A 3,386-nucleotide genomic window follows, 5' to 3' on the forward strand; every position below is an offset into this window, starting at 1 on the left:
ATCTGTCGAACATTCTGGCGATATCATGCAGAGAATCACCTTGCTTATATCTGTCCCAGATAATCGCCTTCTGCTCTGGCGTGTAGTTAATCCGAGTTCTTCGTTTCATGACAACGTCCCCCCTTGATTAAGGATAGCGTTGCATCGAGCCATTGAACTCACAGCCATAAGCGGACGTAACGTACGGCTAGTTCTAGATATCTTGGGGCCGACATCTCAGCGCGGATTTCCGCTGTTGGTTACCCTGAACGTAAGAGAAAGGACTCGGCTACTAACGATCCCATTGTTACGCGGGTTGCGGCCATTTCGGTTTGTCCACTATGGCTTTTCGTTTGTTTCGAGTGTTGCTTGTTTCGTTTGTTTCGATTACTATTATGGGGTTGACGCATTCGTCAGTTTCAAAATTGTCACGAAACTGAACACGCGAAAAATCAGAAACCGAAATTAACGAAATTTGAAATTGGAAAAAAATCATGACTAGCTCAATTCTGGACAATGTAAGCCTTCCGGCTCAGAAGGAAATTGAGGTTGCGTTACGTGGACAAAGAGAACTGGCAACCTTTCTCACCACAAAGTTAGAAACGCAAAAAATATCGATTCACGATGCAAACGGCGAAAAACATCAGATCGAATTGCCAACCTCAGCACTGAGATTGCTAATGAACATCTTGGGTGAACTCGCTGAAGGGAACGCGGTTCAAGTTGTCCCCGTGCACGCTGAATTAACTACGCAGGAAGCCGCCAACATTCTGAATGTTTCACGCCCTCACATTGTGAAGATTTTAGAAGAAGGAAAGCTTCCACATCATAAAACAGGCCGTCACCGCCGGGTTCTTTTTGCTGATTTGATGCGCTATAAAGCTCAGCGTGAAACTGAGAGCAATGAAGCAATGCAAGAACTGGTTAATTTGAGCCAGGAACTTGGTTTTTATTAATGAATCATTCGCCTTACCCAGTCGTACTTGATGCCTGTGTCATTTATCCCAACATGCTCCGCGATCTGCTTATGGAGGTTGGGATGTCTGGTCTGTATCAACCCAAATGGACTGCCACCATTCATGATGAATGGCAAAGAAATTTGGTTGAAAACTTACCGGATTTAAAGCGTGAACAATTGAAGCGCGTAGAAGATCTGATGAACGAAGCCCTACCTGATGCGCTTGTAACGGGCTTTGAAAATCTTATGGAAGGGGTTTCACTCCCAGATCCTGACGATCGCCATATTGTAGCTGCAGCGATAAGATCCGATTCAGAGGTGATTGTAACCTTCAATCTTAAAGATTTTCCAAGGGAAAGCCTGGCTGAGTTTGATATTGAAGCAATTCATCCTGATGAGTTTATCGCTGACTTGCTGGATTTAAATCAAGCCCTAGTTCTACAGGCTGTCCAAAGGCAGCGAGACCGGCTAAAGAACCCCCCAAAATCAGTAGATGAATATTTTGACATACTACTGAAGCTAGGCTTGCCGATGACGGTTAAGGCTTTAACTGGTTATAAATTAATGATTTAGGGAATTTTTCGTCAGCAAGGGTGGGAAGGGTATTTCCAATTTCTAAATAAGAACCCCGCATACTGGCGGGGCTAAAATATTCAGTAGTTTGCGGATGCAGCTTTGCGAAGCGTAGAGAACTTTAACCAGTTTTTAGTCAAATCACATCAGATTTTTTTGTATGATGACCCATATTAACCAAAGTTTTTATACTTATAAATTGAAACCAAGTTGTCGCCCTGAGGGGCTATAGGTCTGTTGATACCGAAGTTGTCGCGTACAAATTCGGGCTTAATCATTGCATCTTCCAACACAGCTTCCCAAGAATGATCATCAAGCATACTGATAGCTTGTTGCATCATCCCTGGAGAGTCACCGGTGATGCGATCGTCCCCTTTCTCTGTAGATACAAATCCCTTAGAGTTGAGATGAATAAAGCCCGTCCTCATTTTTTCAGGGGTTATTAATCCTAACAAACAGGCGCGATATAGGGACATACGCAAGCTTATTTTCCAACGCACTTTGAAATCCTCCAGAGCGTTCCAATCCAAATGAGACCCCCGCATTTTGGGAAACTCATTAATAAATGAAACCCTTGGAATCATGAAAGCACTTGAAAAATGGTCCGCTTGGTTCTCGGTTACTTTATCGCCAGTAATTACCCCCTCATGTAGAACTAAGTGGCCTAACTCATGCCCTATATCTGAACGGTAACGACAAATGCTCTTTTTGGCGTTGTTGCGAATTATGATTGGACGAACATTGTTAACGGTAAAAGCATCAATTCTGTCATCAACATCTGAAACATGAGCAATTACAATACCTATGCCTTCGACGAAATTAGACATTGAGTTAATGGGGCCTAAGCCCAGCTCCCAATAACGTCGACACTCTTCAGCGATGCGTTCTATATCAGATGGCGATTGCGACGGCAACTCTGAGACATCCGGTAAATCTAGAACAGGAAACTCTACCTCAACCTCTAACCTGCGAATAAATTCATCCAGTATCTCCGCCCTAGCCATGACAGTATTCGCCAATGTCTGAGTTCTTGAGCGTTTACTGCGAAAATGACAATGCTCTCCATCCAGAGGATGGGGGCGAGGCGTAAAGAAAAATGATTCGTATACGCCCAAAACCTTAGCAAGTTGCGACAACATGGCATCCGCAGGCGGATAGCCCCTTTCAAGTTTCGAAATAAATTGCTTGGTAACACCGAGAGCGTTAGCCACATCCTCTCCAGACATACCTTTAGCTAACCTCGCTAATTTCACGCGGTCACCCCGGTACTGAGTGAGAGAATCAAAGAGTTGCATTTTTACCACTTTGGTCTCTGTCGTCTTTTTTGCTTCTGCGCTTGAGTTTAGTAGGGGGTATTTCATTAGGCGCTGGAAGCTGATTAATTTTATCTGGATTTAGACCTTCAGGTGCTGAAGAAATAGGCATAATTACTTTAGATATATGCTCATAAAGACTAACCTTGCGGCCCGTTTCATCCAAGCCAACCATGGTAATTATCCAAGTAGGAGGTGCATCTTTGTCCGTAACATCATCGATAAACCTTTCAGCATAAACGCGCCAAATTAAACTATTACTGGTATCTTCCTCATCGAAAATGGATATTTGGCGCTGTTCTTTCTCATTGCGGAGAAGGCGGTGGGGTAATCCCCCCGAAAAACCGGTGTGTTCATAAGTAGAATTTTCTCGTAACCTGAACCGGGGAGATCTCTATGAAAAAATCACGTTTCACTGACAGCCAGATCATGTCCATCCTGAAGCAAGCCGAGGCAGGAACGCCGGTGGCCGAACTGTGCCGCGAGCATGGCATGAGCAACGCCAGTTTCTATAAGTGGCGTTCACGCTTTGGCGGGATGGATGCTTCCATGATGACCCGCCT

5 protein-coding genes are annotated in these 3,386 nt (G+C 44.4%); 3 read left to right on the forward strand and 2 right to left on the reverse strand.

The annotated features are described in order from the left end of the window. The first annotated feature begins 473 nt into the window (after nucleotides 1–473). Entirely contained in the window at nucleotides 474–935 is a 462-nt protein-coding gene (locus tag GS12_RS22315) for a helix-turn-helix domain-containing protein (RefSeq protein WP_034951109.1), read from the forward strand. Further along, nucleotides 935–1,510, forward strand: coding sequence for a PIN domain-containing protein (locus GS12_RS22320; protein ID WP_017802663.1), 576 nt, complete (start codon nucleotides 935–937; stop codon nucleotides 1,508–1,510). The genes GS12_RS22315 and GS12_RS22320 overlap by 1 nt, the downstream gene beginning before the upstream one ends. A 173-nt stretch (nucleotides 1,511–1,683) precedes the next feature. On the opposite strand, the gene GS12_RS22325 is transcribed toward GS12_RS22320, so the two are convergent. Together GS12_RS22325 and GS12_RS24505 are read right to left on the reverse strand one after the other, a co-directional pair. Further along, nucleotides 1,684–2,805 (reverse strand): helix-turn-helix domain-containing protein, encoded by a 1,122-nt coding sequence (locus GS12_RS22325; protein ID WP_026111916.1) that lies wholly within the window; start codon nucleotides 2,803–2,805, stop codon nucleotides 1,684–1,686. Then, nucleotides 2,792–2,998, reverse strand: coding sequence for a hypothetical protein (locus GS12_RS24505; RefSeq protein ID WP_152601476.1), 207 nt, complete (start codon nucleotides 2,996–2,998; stop codon nucleotides 2,792–2,794). The genes GS12_RS22325 and GS12_RS24505 overlap by 14 nt, the downstream gene beginning before the upstream one ends. A 221-nt stretch (nucleotides 2,999–3,219) precedes the next feature. Between GS12_RS24505 and GS12_RS22330 the strand changes: the two genes are divergently transcribed. Next, on the forward strand, nucleotides 3,220–3,386 hold a 167-nt coding region (locus tag GS12_RS22330), incomplete at its 3' end, for a transposase (RefSeq protein WP_034951111.1).

It is taken from the genome of Erwinia oleae (genome assembly GCF_000770305.1).
Taxonomy (GTDB): Bacteria; Pseudomonadota; Gammaproteobacteria; order Enterobacterales; family Enterobacteriaceae; genus Erwinia; species Erwinia oleae.